We start from the raw sequence: 16,935 nt of genomic DNA, 5'->3' as shown, positions 1-16,935 counted from the left end.
AGGACGATGAGACTCGGCTTTGCAAGCGATCATGCGGGGTTCGACCTGAAGGAACGGCTGAAGGCGTGGGCCCTGGGTCAGGGACATGAGGTGGTGGATTTCGGCACGGACGGGACGGTCTCGGTGGACTACCCGGATTTCGCGCACCGGGCGGCGCAGGGCATGGATCAATGGGAGCGCCTGGTGCTGGTCTGCGGCTCCGGCATCGGCATCAGCATCTCGGCCAACCGCCATGCCGGCATCCGCTGCGCGCTGGTGACCTCCCCTGAGCACGCGGCACTGGCACGGCAGCACAATGACGCGAACGCCATCGCTTTCGGCCAGCGGCTGACGGATCCGCTCAAGGCGGAATACTACCTGAAATTGTTCCTGGAAACACCTTTTGAAGGCGGGCGCCACCAGCGGCGTGTGGACAAGATCGAGTGGAAGGGGTGCTGATGCGTCGCGGCGACGACCTTCGAAGCCTGGAATTTGAAACCGGCGTCCAGCTCCACGCGGCCGGATCCTGCCTGATCCGGATGGGCCGCACCCATGTGCTCTGCGCCGCCAGCCTGGAGGAGAAGGTGCCCGGCTGGATGAAGGGCCGGGGCACGGGCTGGCTCACCGCGGAATACGGCATGCTGCCCGCGGCCACGAACACGCGGTCTGACCGCGAAGCCGCCCGGGGGAAGCAACAGGGCCGCACGGTGGAGATCCAGCGGCTCATCGGCCGCAGCCTCCGCCAGGCGGTGGACCTGGGCGCGCTGGGCGAGCGCACCCTCACGGTGGACTGCGACGTGCTGAATGCCGACGGAGGCACCCGCTGCGCCTCGATCACCGGAGCCTGGGTGGCCGCGGCGCTGGCCCTGCGGGCCCGGGGGCTAGAGGCGGCCCTGGTCCGCCAGGTGGCTGCGGTGAGCGCGGGCATCGTGGAAGCGGGCGACGGACGCCGGGGCCTGGTGCTGGACCTCGAGTACGAGGAGGACCATCTGGCCGCGGTGGACTGCAACCTGGTGGCGGCTCGCGCGGCCACCGGGGGAGGCGAGCTGATGCTGGTGGAGCTCCAGGGCACGGGCGAAGGCCGCCCCTTCAGCCGCGCCGAGGCCGACGGGCTGGTGGACCTGGGCCTTGCGGGATGTGCGGCGCTGATGGAGGCACAGCGGGCGGCGCTCGCATGAGGCGGGGGCTGCTGGCCCCGGCCGTGCCGGCCCTGCTGACCCAGGCCGTACCAGCCCTGGTGGCCCTGGCGGTGCCGGCCATGCTGGCGGCCCAGGCCGTCCCCCCCGCCCAGTCGCCCGCCCTTCCCCGTCGCATCGAGGTCCAGGTCCAGCCGCCGGACATGGTGTTCCGCTTCGTGCCCCGGGTGGAGATCCCCGGCATGCCGCGGGTGGCCCTGGCCCTCAGCGGGGGCGGGGCCCGCGGCCTGGCGCACATCGGGGTGCTGCAGCGCTTCGAGGAGGTGGGTTTCCCCCTGGACAGCGTCACGGGCACCAGCGCCGGGGCCCTGGTGGGGGCCCTCTACGCCAGCGGCTTCACGGGCGGCGAGATCGAGGATCTCTTCCGCCGCCTGGACCTGACCCGCGCCTTCCTGGAGCCGCTGCTCCGCAACCCCGGCGAGACCCTGGACGAGCAGGAGGACCGCGAGTCCACCCTCATGTCCATCGAACGCAAGAACAAGCAGACGACCTTCGCGCAGGGGCTGCGGAGCGGCGTGGAGGTGCAGCGCACCCTCCAGGGCCTGCTGGCCCGGGGCGCCTACTTCTCTGAAGGGGACTTCGACCGGCTCCGGCGGCCCCTCCGGATCCTGGCCACGAACCTGGAGACGGGCCAGGGGCGGGTCTTCGGCAACGGGGACCTGGTGGAGGCTGTGCGCGCCTCCATGGCGGTGCCCGGGGGCTTCCGGCCCGTGATGATCGAAGGGCAGCAGTACGTCGACGGCGCCCTGGTGGAGAACCTGCCCGTGTCCACGGCGAAGGAGGCCTTCCATCCCGACGTGGTCATCGCGGTGGACATCAGCAACCCCCTTGAGCACCGCCAGGCCACCAGCATCTTCTCCGTGGCCTCCCGCAGCCTGGACCTGGTGGTGGAGCGCCGCCAGTGGGAGAGCCGCGCCGCGGCGGACTTCCTCATCCGGCCCGACATCCGCGACGCCCCCTTCCTGGAATACGGGAGCCTGGCGCCGAAGCTGGTGCTCCAGGGCCGCGAGGCCTTCGATGCCCGCCTGGAGGCACTCGCGACCTTCCTGCGCGGGAAGACTGCGGGGCAGGAGGTCCTGCCGGCGGATCGGGTGGTCTTCGAGAGCCCCCTTCCGGTCGGAGAGACCCTGGAGGGAATCCTGTCCGCGACCCTGAAAACCGTCCCCGGCGCCGCCCCCGGTGCGGGCGGTTTCTCCCTGCTGGATGTGCGGATCCTCCTCCAGCAGGTCCTGGTCCACGGGCTCGCGCGGGAGGCCTGGGCCACGGTGGAGCCCGACCGGACCCTGACCGTCCACCTGCGGCCCTATCCGCGGGTGACCGAGCTGGCCGTGAACGCGCCGCCGGCCTGGATCCCCCGCGTCGAGCGGGCCGTGGCCAGCCGGATCAAGGTCGGTACCCCCTTCAATCCCAAGACCTTCGGGGACGTGGTGTCCCAGGTGGTCTACAGCCTCCTGATGGACGGCAGCCCCCTCGTGGATGCGCGCGGATCCGGCTTCGACCCCGAGTCCGGCCGCCTCAGCGTGGTCCTCCGGGAACCCCTGATCACCCAGGTCAATGTGTGGCCCGCGTCCGGCCCGGCGGTGGACGAGGCCCACCTGCTGCGGATCCTGGGCCGCCTGGAGGGCTGGCCCTTCCGGCCGGTCAGCCTCCAGCAGCGCATCGCCCTGGCCGAGCATCGACTCCATCTGGCCGAGCTGCACTACCTCACCCGCCCCGACGGCCGGGGGGGAACCATCCTGACCCTGATCCCCGTGCCCCAGCGGCAGGATCGGCTCGACCTGTCCCTCGGCTACGAAAGCACGCTGGGCGGGCAGCTGGGCCTGACCTACCAGGCCCTCAACCTGGGCTTCACGGGCTCGGAACTGGAACTGAGCGCGGCCCGCAACCGGCTGCAGCAGCAGGCCACCCTCGCCCTGCGGGCCCCCTTCAGCTTCTCGCCGGGAGCTGGGATGGAGCTCAGCGGGAACTACTGGCAGCAGCGCCTGGAGGTGCCCCCGCTGTGGCCCGTCCCCCAGCTGCCCATCGGCGGTGTGGAGGGGCGCATCAGCGCCTCGGATCTGGTGCTGCGGACCTACTTCCGGTTCAGCAACCTGGGGACGGGGAAGGTGAGCTTCGACCTGGAGCGGCGGAACGTGGCCTTCCTGGAGGAGGGGCTACGCCAGACCCAGGCCCAGGACGCGGCCTTCCTCTTCGCGGAATGGGACAACTTCGACCGGCACACCCTGCCCCGGGAGGGGCTGCTCCTGAGGCTCCGGGGCGGCGCGGGCCGGACGAAGGCCGGCGCCCTCCCCGGCGGTGACTTCCAGCAGGCCTACTTCCGGGCCCGGGGCCTGCATGCGTTCACCGAGTTCGTGGGGGCCGACCTGGATCTGGAGTGGGGCCAGGGCCGCCGGCTGCCCCTGGACCGCTGGTGGGTCCTGGGAGGGCCCTCCTTCGTCCTCGGCTCCCGGGCCTCGGGCCTCGTGGCGCCCAACTTCGGGGTGGCGAGGTTCGGCGTGCCCTTCCGCATTTACAGCGGCCTGGGCCTCACCCTGGAAGTGGTGCCGCGCTTCGACCTGGCCTGGCTGTCCCGGGAGGCGGACACCCTCTTCCACGTGGACACCGACTACCGGGCCGAAGGCAAGGGGCTCCTGGTGCGCACCACCCTGCTGTCCAAGTTCTATGTGGAGCTGTCCTATGGGTTCCTCAAGCTGAGGACGCCCCAGGGAACCCACCCGGCCACGGGCAGCTTCGACGTGGTCATCGGGACCCAGCCCTTCGACTTCTGGAAGCGAAGGTAAGGGTAGTGGTCTGTGCCGGGGTGGTCTGTGATCGCCTGCACAGATGGGGCTCCGGCCCTGGGCTGATACCCTGAAGAGCTGGGATTTCCTCCGCTCTCACCCGAGGCCGTCATGCGCTACCTGCCCTCTTCTCCTGCCGAAGATCGAGCCCTGCTGGACACGATCGGCGTCGCCCGCGCCGAGGATCTCCTCTCGGGCATTCCGGAGGGGTTGCGCCTGAACCGGGACCTGGACCTGCCCACCCAGGGCTCCGAGCAGGAAGTGGCCTGGCAGATGCTGGATCTGGCCAACAAGAACCGCCGCTTCTGCGCGCAGTTCCTGGGGGCCGGCGCCTACGACCACTTCGTGCCCGCGGCCATCGACGCCATGGTGAGCCGCCAGGAGTGGTTCACGGCCTACACGCCCTACCAGCCCGAGATCAGCCAGGGCACGCTGCAGCACATCTTCGAGTACCAGACGCTCATCTGCGACCTGACGGGCCTGGACGTGACCAACGCCAGCCTCTACGACGGCGGCACCGCCTGCGTGGAAACCGCCCTCATGGCCGTGCGCGTCCAGAAGAAGCGCCACACCGTGCTGGTGAGCCGGGGCCTCCACCCCCTCTACCGCGAGGTGCTCAAGACGGCCTTCGCGCCCCACCAGGATCTGCACCTCGTCGAAGTGGGCCTCAAGGATGGCGTGACGGATGCGGCTGACCTGCAGGCCAAGCTGAACGAGGATGTGGCCGCCGTGCTGGTGGGCTACCCCAACTTCCTGGGGGCCGTGGAGGACCTCACGGCCCTGGCCGGCCCCGTCCATGCCGCCGGCGCCCTGCTGGTGAGCGTCACCCAGGAGGCCCTGGCCTTCGGGTGGCTGGAGGCGCCTGGCAAGGTGGGCGCCGACATGGCCTGCGGCGAGGCCATGTCCTTCGGCAACCGGCCCACCTTCGGCGGGCCCTACCTGGGCTTCCTGGCGGTGAAGGACGCGCACAAGCGCGAGATCCCCGGCCGCGTGGTGGGCCAGACCAGGGACCTGGACGGCAAGACGGGCTACGTGCTGACGCTCACCGCCCGCGAGCAGCACATCCGCCGCGACAAGGCCACCAGCAACATCTGCTCGAACCAGGGTCTCGTGACCCTGCGGGCCAACCTCTTCCTGCAGCTCGCCGGCCCCGAGGGGCTGAAGGGCCTGGCGGAGCAGAACGTGGCCAAGGCCCAGCACCTGCGCCAGCGCCTGCTGGATCTGCCTGACATGGAGCCGGTCTTCGAAGCGCCCTTCTTCAACGAGTTCGTGCTGCGCTACAAGGGCGACATGGCCGCGCTGCAGGAGGCCTGCTTCGCGGAAAGCCTGCTGCCGGGCCTGGACCTGGGCCGCTTCTACCCCGAGTACCAGGGCTGCCTCCTCTGGTGCGCCACGGAGCTCCATACCCGCCGGATGATCGAGAGCCTCGTCGAGATCCTGGCCCGCGTCCCGGCTACGGTTTAAGGAGAGAGCCATGTTTCTTCGTCAGCGCGAACCCCTCTCCTTCGAACGCTCCGTCCCCGGCAAGCGGGGCATGGACCTCCCGAAACTCGACGTGCCCGCCGCCAAGGACACCCGCCCCGCCCACCTCAAGCGCAGCGGCTTCGAGGCCCTGCCCGAGCTGAGCGAGGTGGAGGTCATCCGCCACTTCACGCGCCTCTCCAAGTGGAACTACGGCGTGGACGACGGCATCTACCCCCTCGGCTCCTGCACCATGAAGCACAACCCGCGGCTGAACGAGAAGGTCGCCGGACTGCCCGGCTTCACGGACAGCCACCCCATGGCGCCGGACGCCCTCGTGCAGGGCAACCTGGAGCTGCTCTACACCCTGCAGGAGTGGCTGAAGGAGATCACCGGCCTGCCCGGCGTCACCCTCCAGCCCAGCGCCGGCGCCGCCGGCGAGCTCACGGGCGTCATGCTGATCCGGGCCTACCACGTGGCTCACGGCGCCAAGCGCCGCGTGATCCTCATCCCCGACAGCGGCCACGGCACCAACCCCGCCACCGCCGCCATGGCGGGCTACGAGGTGGTGGAGCTGCCTTCCCGCCCCGACGGCACCATCAGCTTCGAGGATGTGACCGATCCCGTGAACGGCAAGGTCCGCAAGGGCCTGAAGACCCTGGTGAACGAGCTGGGCGCCGAGATCGCCGGTGCCATGATCACCAACCCCAACACCGTGGGCGTCTTCGAACACCGCTTCAAGGAGATCAGCGACCTGCTGCACAGCGTGGGGGCCCTGGTCTACATGGACGGCGCCAACATGAACGCCCTCGTGGGTGTGGCCCGTCCCGGCGACTTCGGCGTGGACGTCATGCACCTGAACCTGCACAAGACCTTCTCCACGCCCCACGGCGGCGGCGGCCCCGGCGCGGGTCCCGTTTGCGTGGGCGAGAAGCTGCTGCCCTTCCTGCCCGTGCCTGTCGTCGTGCGCGACACGGTGAAGGTGGGCGAGGGCGAGGTGCCGAAGCACACCTACCACTGGGACTGGAACCGGCCCCAGAGCATCGGGAAGGTGCACACCTTCTTCGGCAACTTCGGGATCCTGGTGCGGGCGCTCGCCTACTGCCTGAGCCACGGCTCCGACGGGCTGCGGGAGGCCACGCTGCGGGCCATCGTGAACGCCAACTACATCCGCGCCCGGCTGAAGGGCGCCTACGCCCTGCACATCGACTCGCCCAGCCTGCACGAGGTGGTCTTCAGCGACACGCTCCAGGCCAAGCACGATGTCCACACCCTGGACATCGCCAAGCGCCTCATCGACCACGGTTACCACCCGCCCACGATCTACTTCCCCCTCATCGTGCCCGGCGCGCTGATGATCGAGCCCACGGAGAGCGAGGACAAGGGCGAGCTGGACGCCTTCTGCGACACCCTCCTCGCCATCGCGAAGGAGGTCGAGGCGGATCCCGAGGCCCTGCACCAGGCGCCGACCCTGGCCCCCATGCGCCGGATGGACGAGACCACGGCCGCCCGCAAGCCTGTGCTTCGGTGGACCAAGGGCTGACCTGAGTGTCCACGGAGAACGGGCCCCGATCGGGGCCCGTTCTGTGTCAGCGCCGGTCGAAGCGCGCCGCCATCACCAGCAGGGTCTGGGTGGAGGCGATGCCGGGGAGCTTCGCCACCTCGTCGCGGATGCGGTTGAGGTCCTCCAGCCGCTCGGCCTCCAGCTGCAGCACCAGGTCGATGTCGCCGCTCACGCTGTCGGCCACCCGCACCTCGGGAAAGGCCTCCAGCCTCTTCAGGGCCCGCTCGTGGCTGGGGCCGCTTCCGCGCACCAGCAGGTAGGCCCGGACGCCGGGCCGGGAGTCGTGGCCCAGGCGCAGGGTATAGCCGAGGATGACGCCGTCCCGCTCCAGCCGCTTGAGCCGCTCCTGCACGGCGGAGCGGGACAGGCCCACCCGCGCCGCCAGGGCCACCTGCGTCAGCCGCGCGTCAGCGCCCAGTTCCGCGAGGAGGCGGCGGTCCAGGTCGTCCAGGTCGGGCTTGGGCATGCCGCATGATGGCACCCTGCCGGTCTTTCGGCATCCTGCCGGCTAGACCGGGACACCGGTCCGCGCGAAACCTGAGTCATTCCGGAGGCCCCATGCATCCGTTCCTTCCCGTCCTGCTGCCCGGCCTGATCCTGGCCCTCCCCGCCCAGGAACCTACCCCCGTCCGGCCCGACCAGCGCAAGGCCGTGGTGGAGACCCTCGCCCAGGAGCTGAAGGCCCGCTATGTCTTCCCCGAGGTGGCCGAGAAGGTTGGCGCCGCCCTGAAGGCCAGGGCCGCCGGAGGGGCTTATGACGGCGCGGCCACGGCCGGGGCCTTCGCCGAGGCGCTCACCCGGGACCTCCGGGAGCTGGGCCAGGACGGCCACTTCCGCGTGCGCTACAACCCGGCCTTCAAGCCCATGAGCGATGACGAGGACAAGCCGCCGACGCGGGAGGAGCTGGCCGAGATGAAGCGCTTCGCCCAGCGCGTCGCGTTCGGTGTCGCCCGGGTGGAGCAGCTGCCGGGGAACGTGGGCTACCTGGACATCCGGGGCTTCGGGCTCACGGAGCTCGTGGGCCCGGCGTTCTCCGCGGCCCTCTCCCTCCTGTCGGGCACCGAGGCCCTCATCCTCGACCTGCGCCAGAACGGGGGGGGCGACCCCGAGAGCGTGGCCTACCTAGTCAGCCACTTCTTCGAGGAGGGCGACGCGCGCCACCTCAACTCCATCTACAACCGGCCCCGGAACGCCACGCGCCAGTACTGGACCACGGCCACCGCCTCCCCCCGCTACCTGAAGCCCGTCTACGTCCTCACCTCGAAGCGGACCTTCTCCGGCGGCGAGGAGTGCGCCTACGATCTCCAGACCCAGAAGCGGGCCACGCTGGTGGGCGAGACGACGGGCGGCGGCGCCAACCCCGGCGGTGCCGTGCTCCTGGGCCACGGCTTCCACGCCTTCATCCCCACCGGCCGGGCCATCAACCCCGTGACGAACACCAACTGGGAGCGCGTGGGCGTGAAGCCGGACGTGGCCGTCCCGGCGGCCGAGGCGCTGCGGACCGCCCACACCGCCATCCTCCGGTCGCTGCTGGCCCAGGCGCCGGATCCCGCCGGGCGGCGCGACCTGGAGCGGGCCCTCGCCGACCTCGAGCGGGGCGCGGCCAGGCCTTGATCAATCGTGCGGAATCAGGTGCACGGCCGCGGCCTTGAGGATGGCACAGACCTGGTCGCCTTCGGCCAGGCGCAGGTCCGCGCAGGCCTGGCGCGTGACGAGGCCCTCCAGCGGGAAGCCCGCATCCAGGGCGACCCGCACCAGGGAGCCTTCCGGCTGCAGGGCCGTGATGCGGGCGGGCAGGCGGTTGCGGACGGTGGATCCGGGTCCGGGGCCGCAGCCGCGCTCCACGGCCACATCCTCTCCGCGGATGCAGACGAAGACCTGCCAGCCGAGGCTCCCCGGATCGGCCGCGTGGATCTGCGCCGAGCCCACGGTGATGGTGGCCATGCCGTCGGCGATGGATTCGATGCGGCCCAGCACCACGGTCTCGACGCCCAGGATGCGCGCCACGGCGGGGTCCGTGGGCCGGTCGAAGACCTGGCCGATGTCCCCGCTCTGGCAGACGCGGCCCTGGTCCATCACCACCAGCCGGTCGCCCAGCTGGAGGGCCTCGGCACGGTCGTGGGTGACGAGGACCGTGGGGATGTCGAGCGTCCGCAGCAGCTCGCGCAGCTCCTTGCGGAGACGCTGCTGGGAGGGCCGGTCCAGGGCGGAGAGGGGCTCGTCCAGCAGCAGCAGGCGGGGCTTCCGGGCCAGGGCCCGGCCCAGGGCCACGCGCTGCTGCTGGCCTCCGGAGAGCTCCCCGGGGAGGCGGCCGCCGAGCCCCTCCAGACCGAGCAGCGGGATGAGTTCCGCCACGCGGGCGGGCCGCTCTGGCGCCGTCAGCCCGTAGCCGAGGTTCGCGGCCACCGTGAGGTGGGGGAACAGGTCGTAGGCCTGGGAGAGGAAGCCCAGGTGGCGGGCCTGGGGTGGGCGGTGGACCCGGGCCCGGGCGTCGGACCACGTCTCGCCGTCCACGCGGATGCATCCGCGATCCACGGGTTCCAGCCCCGCGAGGAGACGCAGGGCGGTGGTCTTGCCCGATCCTGACGGCCCGAAGAGCACGGTGATGGAGAAGCCAGGCTCGGGGATCTCGAAGCGCGCCTCGATGGTGGGCCCGCCCGGGAAGCGTCGCTCGGCCTCCGCCTGCAGGTAGGGGCCGCCGGAGCTCAGGTGAGTGTCCACGGCTTCCTCTGGCGGCGTTGCAGGGCGTAGGTGAAGGCCAGGACGAGGAAGGACACGCCCAGCAGCAGGGCGGCCGTGCGCCCCGCCGGTGCGTAGTCCATGGCCTGCACCTGGTCGTAGATCGCGATGCTCACGGTGCGGGTGCGGCCCGGCAGGTTGCCGCCCACCATGAGCACGACGCCGAACTCGCCCAGGGTGTGGGCGAAGGTGAGCACCAGGCCCGTGAGGATGCCCGCCCAGGAGAGGGGCGTGATCACGCGGAGGAAGGTGCGGGCCCGGGATTCGCCCAGGCACCAGGAGGCCTCGATGAGGCTGCGGTCCACGGAGGCGAAGGCCGCCGCCAGCGGCTGGATCATGAAGGGCAGGCTGTAGAGCACGGAGGCGATGAGCAGGCCCTCGAAGGAGAAGGGCAGCGTGCTGCCGAAGAGGCTCTCCCAGGCGCGGCCCAGGGGGCTGCGGGGACCCATGGCCAGCAGCAGATAGAAGCCCAGCACCGTGGGCGGCAGCACCAGGGGCATGGCCACCACCGCCTCCACCAGGAACTTCCAGCGCCGCCGCGAGAAGGCCAGCCAGTAGGCCAGGGGAAGGCCCAGGACCAGCAGGGCCGCCGTGGTGAGCGAGGCGAGCCAGAGGCTCAGGCGGATGGCCTGCCAGTCCATCAGGGGGCGTCCGTGGTGAAGCCGTACTTCCGCAGGATGGCCTTCCCCGCCGGGGACATCATGAACTCCCGGAAGGCCAGGGCGGCGGCGCGGTTCCGGGCGTGGCTGGGGATCACCCCTCCCTGGTCCAGGGGGGGATGGGCGTCCGGGGGCAGCTCCCACATGCGGCCCGTGGCCGTCATGGCCGGGGCCTTGGCCAGGGAGAGGGCGAGGATGCCGATGTCCGCGGCGCCGGTCTGCACAAACTGGGCGGTCTGGGCGATGTTCTCCCCGAAGACCAGGCGGGGCCGCACGGCGTCCAGAAGGCCGAGCTTCGCCAGGGCGGCCTCCGCGGCGCGGCCGTAGGGTGCGTGGCGCGGGTTGGCGATGGCCACCTTGCGGGCGGCGGGATGCAGCAGCGCCGGCATGCCCTGCTCCACCGGGATGGGCGAGCCCTTCGGCACCCACAGCACCAGGCGGCCCCGGCTGTAGCGGAATTCGGTGCTGCCGTCCGCCAGGCCCGCCTCCACCAGCTTCTTCGGATAGGCGAGGTCCGCGGACAGGAAGAGGTCGAAGGGCGCCTTGTTGGTGAGCTGGGTGTAGAAGTTGCCGGAGGAGCCGTAGGTGAGGGTCACCGCCTGGCCGGGATGGGCCGTCAGGAAGGCCGTCTTCACCTCGGTGAGGGCGAACTGCAGGTCCGCCGCGGCGGCGATGGCCAGGGGCGGGGCCGGCGGAGGCGCGGCGGGCGCCACACCGAAGCCCAGGACGCCGAGGGCCACGAAGGCGGAGCGCAGGCGGAGGCGGAGGGTGGGCATGGTGGGTTCCGGGCTGGGCGCGGCGGACGCCAGGGCGCTGGTTCGATTCTAAGCCGGCGGGACTGGAAACATTGCCGCCAGCGGGGCGTCCCGTCATCATTCCACGGAACCACCGCCACACCACTGGCCGGACCCCCAGGGGTTCCCATCCTGGGCCGAACCGGCCATCGGACCCCGAGGGAAGGCCGCATGACCGTGTTCCTCAGCCGGTTTCGCATCGCCACCAAACTCTGGCTGGGGTACAGCGCCGTGGCCGCGATCCTGGCGGGGCTGGCGCTGATCCAGCTCGGCCTGCTCCACCAGGAGGAACAGCAGGCCATCCGGGTCTTCGAGAACCGCATGGTACCGGTGCGCCACTTGAAGGTGGTGTCGGACGCCTACGGCATCCGCATCCTGTTTGCCGCCCGCCAGGTGCGGGGAGGCACCCTGGAGCCCGCCGAGGGGCTCGCGCAGGTGCGCTCCGCCCGGCGGGAGGCGGGCCGCCACTGGGCGGAGTTCAAGGCCTCCGCGCCGGCCCAGACGTATGCGGACGCGCTGGTGCGCGTGGACCACCTCTCGCTCTACCTGGCCTCGGACCTCGACCGGCTGGAGGAGCTCCTGGCCGAAGGCCGGCTGCCGGAGCTCGGGCGCTTCGTGGACGACGACCTGCTGCCGGAGATCCTGCCGCTGACCAACCTGCTCGCGGGGCTGGTGCAGGCCCAGGAGGACGCGGCCCAGCAGACCCTGGAGGCCATGGCGGCGCGGGCCCGCCGGACCCGGGTGCTGTCCTACGCCATGATCTTCGCCGGGCTGGTCACGGCCCTGGGCTTGGGCTACCTGATCGCCCGCGACCTCTCCGGCAGCATCCGGGGGATGGTGACGCAGGTGCGCCGCGCCGCCGAGGGCGATCTGGCGGCCCGGGTCGAGATCCGGGGGCGGGACGAGCTCGCGGACCTGGGACACGAGCTGAACCGCATGGTCGCGCGGCTGCGGGAGACCATCCAGGCCCTGGCCGAACAGGAGGCCGGCGAGCGCGCGGTGCTGCAGAACGCCCAGGTGGCCGTCATCGTCCGCGACCGGGACGGCTTGGTGCGCCGGTTCAATCCCTATGCGGAGACCCTGCTGGGCTACCGCGCCGACGAGGTCCTGGGCCAGCCGTCCGCGATCTGGCTCGATCCGGAGGAAGTGGCGGCCCGGGCCGAGGAGCTGGCCCGGCGCGCGGGCCGGCCGGTGGCCACCGACCTCGAGATCATCCGCCTGCTCACGGAGACGGGGCCCGACCAGAGGGAATGGACCTTCCGGGCCAGGGACGGGCGGCGCGTCCCCATGCTGGTGGCCCTCTCCCAGGTGACGGGCGCCGAGGGGGAGCCGATGGGCTATCTGAGCGTCGCCTCGGACCTGTCGGAGCGGAAGGCCCTGGAGGCCGGCCTGCGGGCCAGCGAGGCGAACGCCCAGGCGGCCAACCGTGCGAAGAGCGCCTTCCTCTCCAACATGAGCCACGAGCTCCGCACGCCGCTGAACGCCATCCTCGGCTACGCCCAGCTGATGGCGCGGCGGTCCGGGCGCAGCCCGGAGGATCACGAGCAGCTGGGCCGCATTCTGGCCGCCGGCGAGCACCTGCTGTCCCTCATCAACGACGTGCTGTCCCTCAGCAAGATCGAATCCGGCGGCCTGGAGCTGCGTCCGGAGCCCTTCGGCACCGCCGCCCTCCTGGAGGGGGTGGTGGACATGCAGCGGATCCGGGCCGAGGCGAAGGGGCTGGAGCTGCGGCTGGAGGTGGATCCGGCCCTGCCGCCCCACCTGGAGGGGGATGCGCCCAAGCTCCGGCAGGTGCTGGTGAACCTGCTGGGGAACGCCGTGAAGTTCACCCGGCAGGGGTCGGTGACCCTCCGGGCGGGGTACGTGGCGGGCCGGGCGACCTTCGCCGTGGAGGATACGGGCCCGGGGATCTCCGAAGAGGACCAGCGGCAGCTTTTCCAGGCCTTCTTCCAGGCCTCGACCCAGCCGCTGGCGGCCGAGGGCACGGGCCTGGGCCTCCACATCAGCCGCTCCCTGGTCCACCTCATGGGCGGAGACCTGCGGCTCCAGAGCCGGCTGGGCGAAGGCAGCCGGTTCAGCTTCGAGCTGCCCATGGAGGAGGCGGAACCGCCCCTGGAACTGGCGGGAGGCGGCCAGGTGGTGGGCTTGGCGCCCGGGCAGCGGCGCCCCGCGGTGCTCGTGGTGGACGACCGGCCCGAGAACCGCGACCTGCTCGCCCAGCTTCTGGCCTCCGTCGGCTTCCAGGTGCGCACGGCGGCCGATGGCGTCGAGGCCCTGGAGCTCTGGGAGCGCCACCGCCCGGACCTGATCTGGATGGACCTCCGGATGCCGCGCATGAGCGGCTTCGAGGCCCTGCAGGTCCTGCGCGGGAAGGAGCTGGAGCAGGGGCTTGCGCACACCTTCGTCGTGGCCATCTCCGCGAGCGTCATCGACCTGGACCGGGAGACCCTCCGCAGGGCGGGCTTCGACGACTTCCTGGGCAAGCCCTTCCGCGAGGCGCAGCTCTTCGAGGTGGCCGGCCGCCTGCTCGGCCTGCGCTTCCTCACCCGGGAACCCGAGGTCCCGCCAGCGCCCGGCGACTTGGCCGGCCTCCAGCTCCAGCCGGAATCGTGGCGGGCCTCGCTGAAGGAGGCGGTCGTCACGGGCGACACCGTGGCGGCCCTGGCCCTGGTGGACGGGCTCGGCCACAGCGCGCTGGCGGAGGACTTGCGGCGGCTGCTCAAGGCCTACAAGCTCGAGGCACTGCTCGAAGCGCTGAACCGATGAATCAGGAGGCCGACATGCTGGTTCCCCAGGGCGACATCCTCATCGTGGACGACAACGCGGCCAACCTCGATCTGCTGGGCGCGGTGCTGCGGGAGCGCCAGTACCGGGTCCGAGCCGTGCCCTCCGGCGCCATGGCGCTGGCGGCCGCCCGCCGCCATCCGCCCGAGCTGGTGATGCTCGACGTGAACATGCCCGGCATGGACGGCTACGAGACCTGCGAGGCCTTCAAGCAGGATCCGGTGCTGGCCCGCATCCCCATCATCTTCATCAGCGCCCTGGACGACCCGCTGGACAAGGTCAGGGCCTTCCGGGTGGGCGGACGTGATTACGTGACCAAGCCCTTCAGCGCGGAGGAGGTGCTGGTGCGGGTGGAGCATCAGGTCAACCTGGGCCGGCTCCAGCGCGAGCTGGAGATCCAGAACCAGAACCTGATGGACGCCAACCTCAAGCTCAAAGAGGTGAACACCCTCAAGACCAACTTCACCACCATGCTGGTCCACGACCTCCGTTCGCCGCTGACCGTGCTGGGGCTCGTCCTGGAGCGGCTGCGGGAGGGCGGCCCGGCGAGAGACGGGGCGCTGGACAAGGCCGAGGCCTCCGTCGGGCGGATCAAGACCCTGCTCGACGAGATGCTGGAGATCTACCGCAGCGAGAGCGGGCAGCTCCCCATGGAGTTCGGAGAGATCGACCCTGGCCCCTGGCTGCGGGCCCTGATGTCCCCGTACCCCCTGCGGGCCGCCTCGGCGGGCCTTGAATTCCAGGTGGCGGTCCCCGAGGGCCTGCCGATGATCCGTGGGGACGTGTCGAAGCTGGACCGTGTCCTGGTGAACCTGGTGGACAACGCATTCAAGTTCACCCCCAGGGGCGGGGCCGTGCGGATGGAGGCGGGGGTCGAGTTCGGCTCCGGCGTGGAGGCCGGCCTGCGCTTCCTCCGCCTGTCGGTCATCGACACGGGGCGAGGCATCCCGGCGGGAGACCTCCCGTACATCTTCGACCCCTTCCGGCAAACCGAGCGCGGCGATGCCAGCCAGGGGGTGGGGCTGGGCCTGGCCATCGTCCAGCGCCTGGTGGCGGCCCACAAAGGCCAGATCCGCGCCCAGAGCCAGGTGGGCTTCGGCTCCAGCTTCAGCATCCTCCTCCCCTGCTGACGGCCGTCCGTCCCGAAGGCACAATAGAGGGCTCCCCGGAGCCTCCGCATGCGCCTCCTCCCGTCCCGCCTCCCCGCCCTCATCCCCGCCCTTGTTCTTGGTGCCCCCCTCATGGCCCAGGCCCTCTCGCCCGTCCAGGAACGGGCCGACCGCTTCCTCAAGCTGGTGAACGCCGGCTACCAGTCCCTCTACTACGTGAGCCAGCAGGCCACCTGGGCCGCCTCCACGGACGTGAAGCCCGAGCACGACGCCGCGGCCGAGTGGGCGGGCAAGGCCTTCGCCGCCTTCAACGGCAACCCCCTCGTGATCACCGAGGCCAAGGAACTGCTCAAGCACCGCGCCCAGCTCGACGACAAGACCGTGCGCCAGCTGGAGCGGGTGCTGCTCATGCCCTACGGCGCCGAGGGGCCCATGACCAAGCCGGAGCTCGTGGCCGCGCGCATCGAGGCGGAGACGAAGCAGGTCTCGATCATGAACGGCTACCAGTTCAAGGTGGGCGGCCGGCCCGTCAGCGCCAACGACATCGACAACAAGCTCGCCTCCAGCCGCGACCTGGCCGAGCGCCGGATGTGGTGGGAGGCCAGCAAAGAGATCGGCGTGCCCCTGAAGGACGGCCTGGTGCGCCTGCGGGACCTGCGCAACGGCGTGGCCCAGGAGCTGGGCTACCCCGACTACTTCGCCCTCCAGGTGGCCCGCTACGGCCTCACCACCGACGAGATGATGGCCTTCAACCGGAAGTTCCTGGCGGAGCTGAAGCCCCTCTACCTGCAGCTCCACACCTGGGTGAAGTACGAGATGGCCAAGAAGTACGGCCAGCCCGTGCCCAAGGCCATCCCCGCCCACTGGATCAACAACCGCTGGAGCCAGAACTGGACCGGGTTCGTCAGCGCCGTGGACTTCGATCCCTACTTCAAGGGCTGGCAGCCCGAGCGCATCGTGAAGACCGCCGAGGCCTTCTACGTGGGCCTGGGCTTCGAGCCGCTGCCGGCCAGCTTCTGGGCCAAGTCCGACCTGTACCCCGTGAAGGCCGGCGATCCCCGCAAGAAGAACGCCCACGCCTCCTGCTGGCACCTGGACCTGGACCACGACATCCGCTCCCTCATGAGCGTGGAACCCAACGCGGAGTGGTTCGAGACGGTGCACCACGAGCTGGGCCACGGCTACTACTTCATGAGCTACACCCGCCCCGACGTGCCGCCCCTCCTCCGCGACGGCGCCAACCCCAGCTTCCATGAGGGCGTGGGCGAGCTCATCGCCATGGCCACCCGGCAGATCCCGTACCTCAAGACCGCGGGCGTGCTTCCGGCGGACTACAAGGCCGACCAGATGCAGGTGCTGCTGAACGACGCGCTGGAGGTGGCCATCCCCTTCATGTACTGGGCCTGCGGCACCATGCCCGAGTGGGAGGCGGAGTTCTACGGCAAGGGCATGCCCGCCGACCAGATGAACGCCCGCTGGTGGAAGCTCGTGCGCGACGAGCAGGGCGTGGAGCCGCCCAGTCCTCGCGGCGAGCAGTTCTGCGACGCCGCCACCAAGACCCACATCAACGACAACCCCGCCTACTACTACAGCTATGGCTGGGCCACGGTCTTCAAGTTCCAGATGCACGACCACATCGCGCGGAAGATCCTCCACCAGGATCCCCGCAGCTGCAACTACGCCGGGAACAAGGAGGTGGGCGCCTTCCTGAAGAAGATCCTCGAGAAGGGCGCCACCGAGGATTGGCGGAAGGTTCTGAAGGAGGCCACGGGCGAGGACCTCTCCACACGCGCCATGATGGACTACTTCAAGCCCCTGATGGCCTGGCTGGAGCAGCAGAACAAGGGCCGGCAGATCGGCTGGGAGTAGC

At 70.8% G+C, this 16,935-nt stretch carries 13 protein-coding genes; 9 read left to right on the top strand and 4 right to left on the bottom strand.

What is annotated here, in order from left to right:
• Positions 1-6: 6 nt before the first annotated feature.
• The 5 genes from rpiB to gcvPB all read left to right on the top strand — a co-directional run bounded on the left by rpiB (position 7) and on the right by gcvPB (position 6,959).
• Positions 7-438 (top strand): ribose 5-phosphate isomerase B, encoded by a 432-nt coding sequence (gene rpiB, locus MLE42_RS08040; protein ID WP_243287361.1) that lies wholly within the window; start codon positions 7-9, stop codon positions 436-438.
• Entirely contained in the window at positions 438-1,157 is a 720-nt protein-coding gene (gene rph, locus MLE42_RS08035) for a ribonuclease PH (protein ID WP_243287360.1), read from the top strand. Before rpiB ends, rph begins: the two co-directional genes overlap by 1 nt.
• Positions 1,154-3,955, top strand: coding sequence for a patatin-like phospholipase family protein (locus tag MLE42_RS08030; RefSeq protein WP_243287359.1), 2,802 nt, complete (start codon positions 1,154-1,156; stop codon positions 3,953-3,955). The genes rph and MLE42_RS08030 overlap by 4 nt, the downstream gene beginning before the upstream one ends.
• A gap of 111 nt (positions 3,956-4,066) precedes the next feature.
• Entirely contained in the window at positions 4,067-5,419 is a 1,353-nt protein-coding gene (gene gcvPA, locus MLE42_RS08025; protein ID WP_243287358.1) for an aminomethyl-transferring glycine dehydrogenase subunit GcvPA, read from the top strand.
• 10 nt (positions 5,420-5,429) lie between these two features.
• A complete protein-coding gene (gene gcvPB / locus MLE42_RS08020; RefSeq protein WP_243287357.1) occupies positions 5,430-6,959 on the top strand; it encodes an aminomethyl-transferring glycine dehydrogenase subunit GcvPB in 1,530 nt (509 codons plus the stop codon).
• A 46-nt stretch (positions 6,960-7,005) separates the two neighbouring features.
• Here the strand turns inward: gcvPB and MLE42_RS08015 are convergent, their stop codons facing one another.
• Complete coding sequence (locus MLE42_RS08015; protein WP_243287356.1) at positions 7,006-7,446, bottom strand: Lrp/AsnC family transcriptional regulator; 441 nt, start codon at positions 7,444-7,446, stop codon at positions 7,006-7,008.
• A gap of 92 nt (positions 7,447-7,538) precedes the next feature.
• Between MLE42_RS08015 and MLE42_RS08010 the strand changes: the two genes are divergently transcribed.
• The gene (locus tag MLE42_RS08010) at positions 7,539-8,594 is read left to right on the top strand and encodes a S41 family peptidase (RefSeq protein WP_243287355.1); all 1,056 of its coding nucleotides are present in this window, start codon (positions 7,539-7,541) and stop codon (positions 8,592-8,594) included.
• Here the strand turns inward: MLE42_RS08010 and MLE42_RS08005 are convergent, their stop codons facing one another.
• The 3 genes from MLE42_RS08005 to modA are packed head-to-tail and all read right to left on the bottom strand — an operon-like array spanning position 8,595 to position 11,154.
• On the bottom strand, positions 8,595-9,701 hold the full coding sequence (locus MLE42_RS08005; protein WP_243287354.1) for an ABC transporter ATP-binding protein: 1,107 nt from the start codon (positions 9,699-9,701) through the stop codon (positions 8,595-8,597).
• Positions 9,686-10,360 carry a molybdate ABC transporter permease subunit gene (gene modB / locus MLE42_RS08000; RefSeq protein WP_243287353.1) on the bottom strand — a complete coding sequence of 225 codons (675 nt, stop codon included), beginning with the start codon at positions 10,358-10,360 and terminating at the stop codon, positions 9,686-9,688. The genes MLE42_RS08005 and modB overlap by 16 nt, the downstream gene beginning before the upstream one ends.
• A complete protein-coding gene (modA, locus tag MLE42_RS07995; protein WP_243287352.1) occupies positions 10,360-11,154 on the bottom strand; it encodes a molybdate ABC transporter substrate-binding protein in 795 nt (264 codons plus the stop codon). Before modA ends, modB begins: the two co-directional genes overlap by 1 nt.
• Before the next feature lie 189 nt (positions 11,155-11,343).
• Between modA and MLE42_RS07990 the strand changes: the two genes are divergently transcribed.
• The 3 genes from MLE42_RS07990 to MLE42_RS07980 are packed head-to-tail and all read left to right on the top strand — an operon-like array spanning position 11,344 to position 16,934.
• Positions 11,344-13,938: an ATP-binding protein gene (locus MLE42_RS07990; RefSeq protein ID WP_243287351.1), complete on the top strand. Its 2,595-nt coding sequence runs from the start codon at positions 11,344-11,346 to the stop codon at positions 13,936-13,938.
• 14 nt (positions 13,939-13,952) lie between these two features.
• A complete protein-coding gene (locus tag MLE42_RS07985) occupies positions 13,953-15,086 on the top strand; it encodes a hybrid sensor histidine kinase/response regulator (RefSeq protein WP_243287350.1) in 1,134 nt (377 codons plus the stop codon).
• 48 nt (positions 15,087-15,134) lie between these two features.
• Positions 15,135-16,934 carry a M2 family metallopeptidase gene (locus MLE42_RS07980; protein ID WP_243287349.1) on the top strand — a complete coding sequence of 600 codons (1,800 nt, stop codon included), beginning with the start codon at positions 15,135-15,137 and terminating at the stop codon, positions 16,932-16,934.
• Position 16,935 lies beyond the last annotated feature (1 nt).

Source organism: Geothrix terrae, from assembly GCF_022808775.1.
Classification (GTDB): Bacteria; Acidobacteriota; Holophagae; order Holophagales; family Holophagaceae; genus Geothrix; species Geothrix terrae.
Note: the sequence above shows the minus strand (reverse complement) of the source record. Positions and strands in the feature narration are given on the sequence as shown.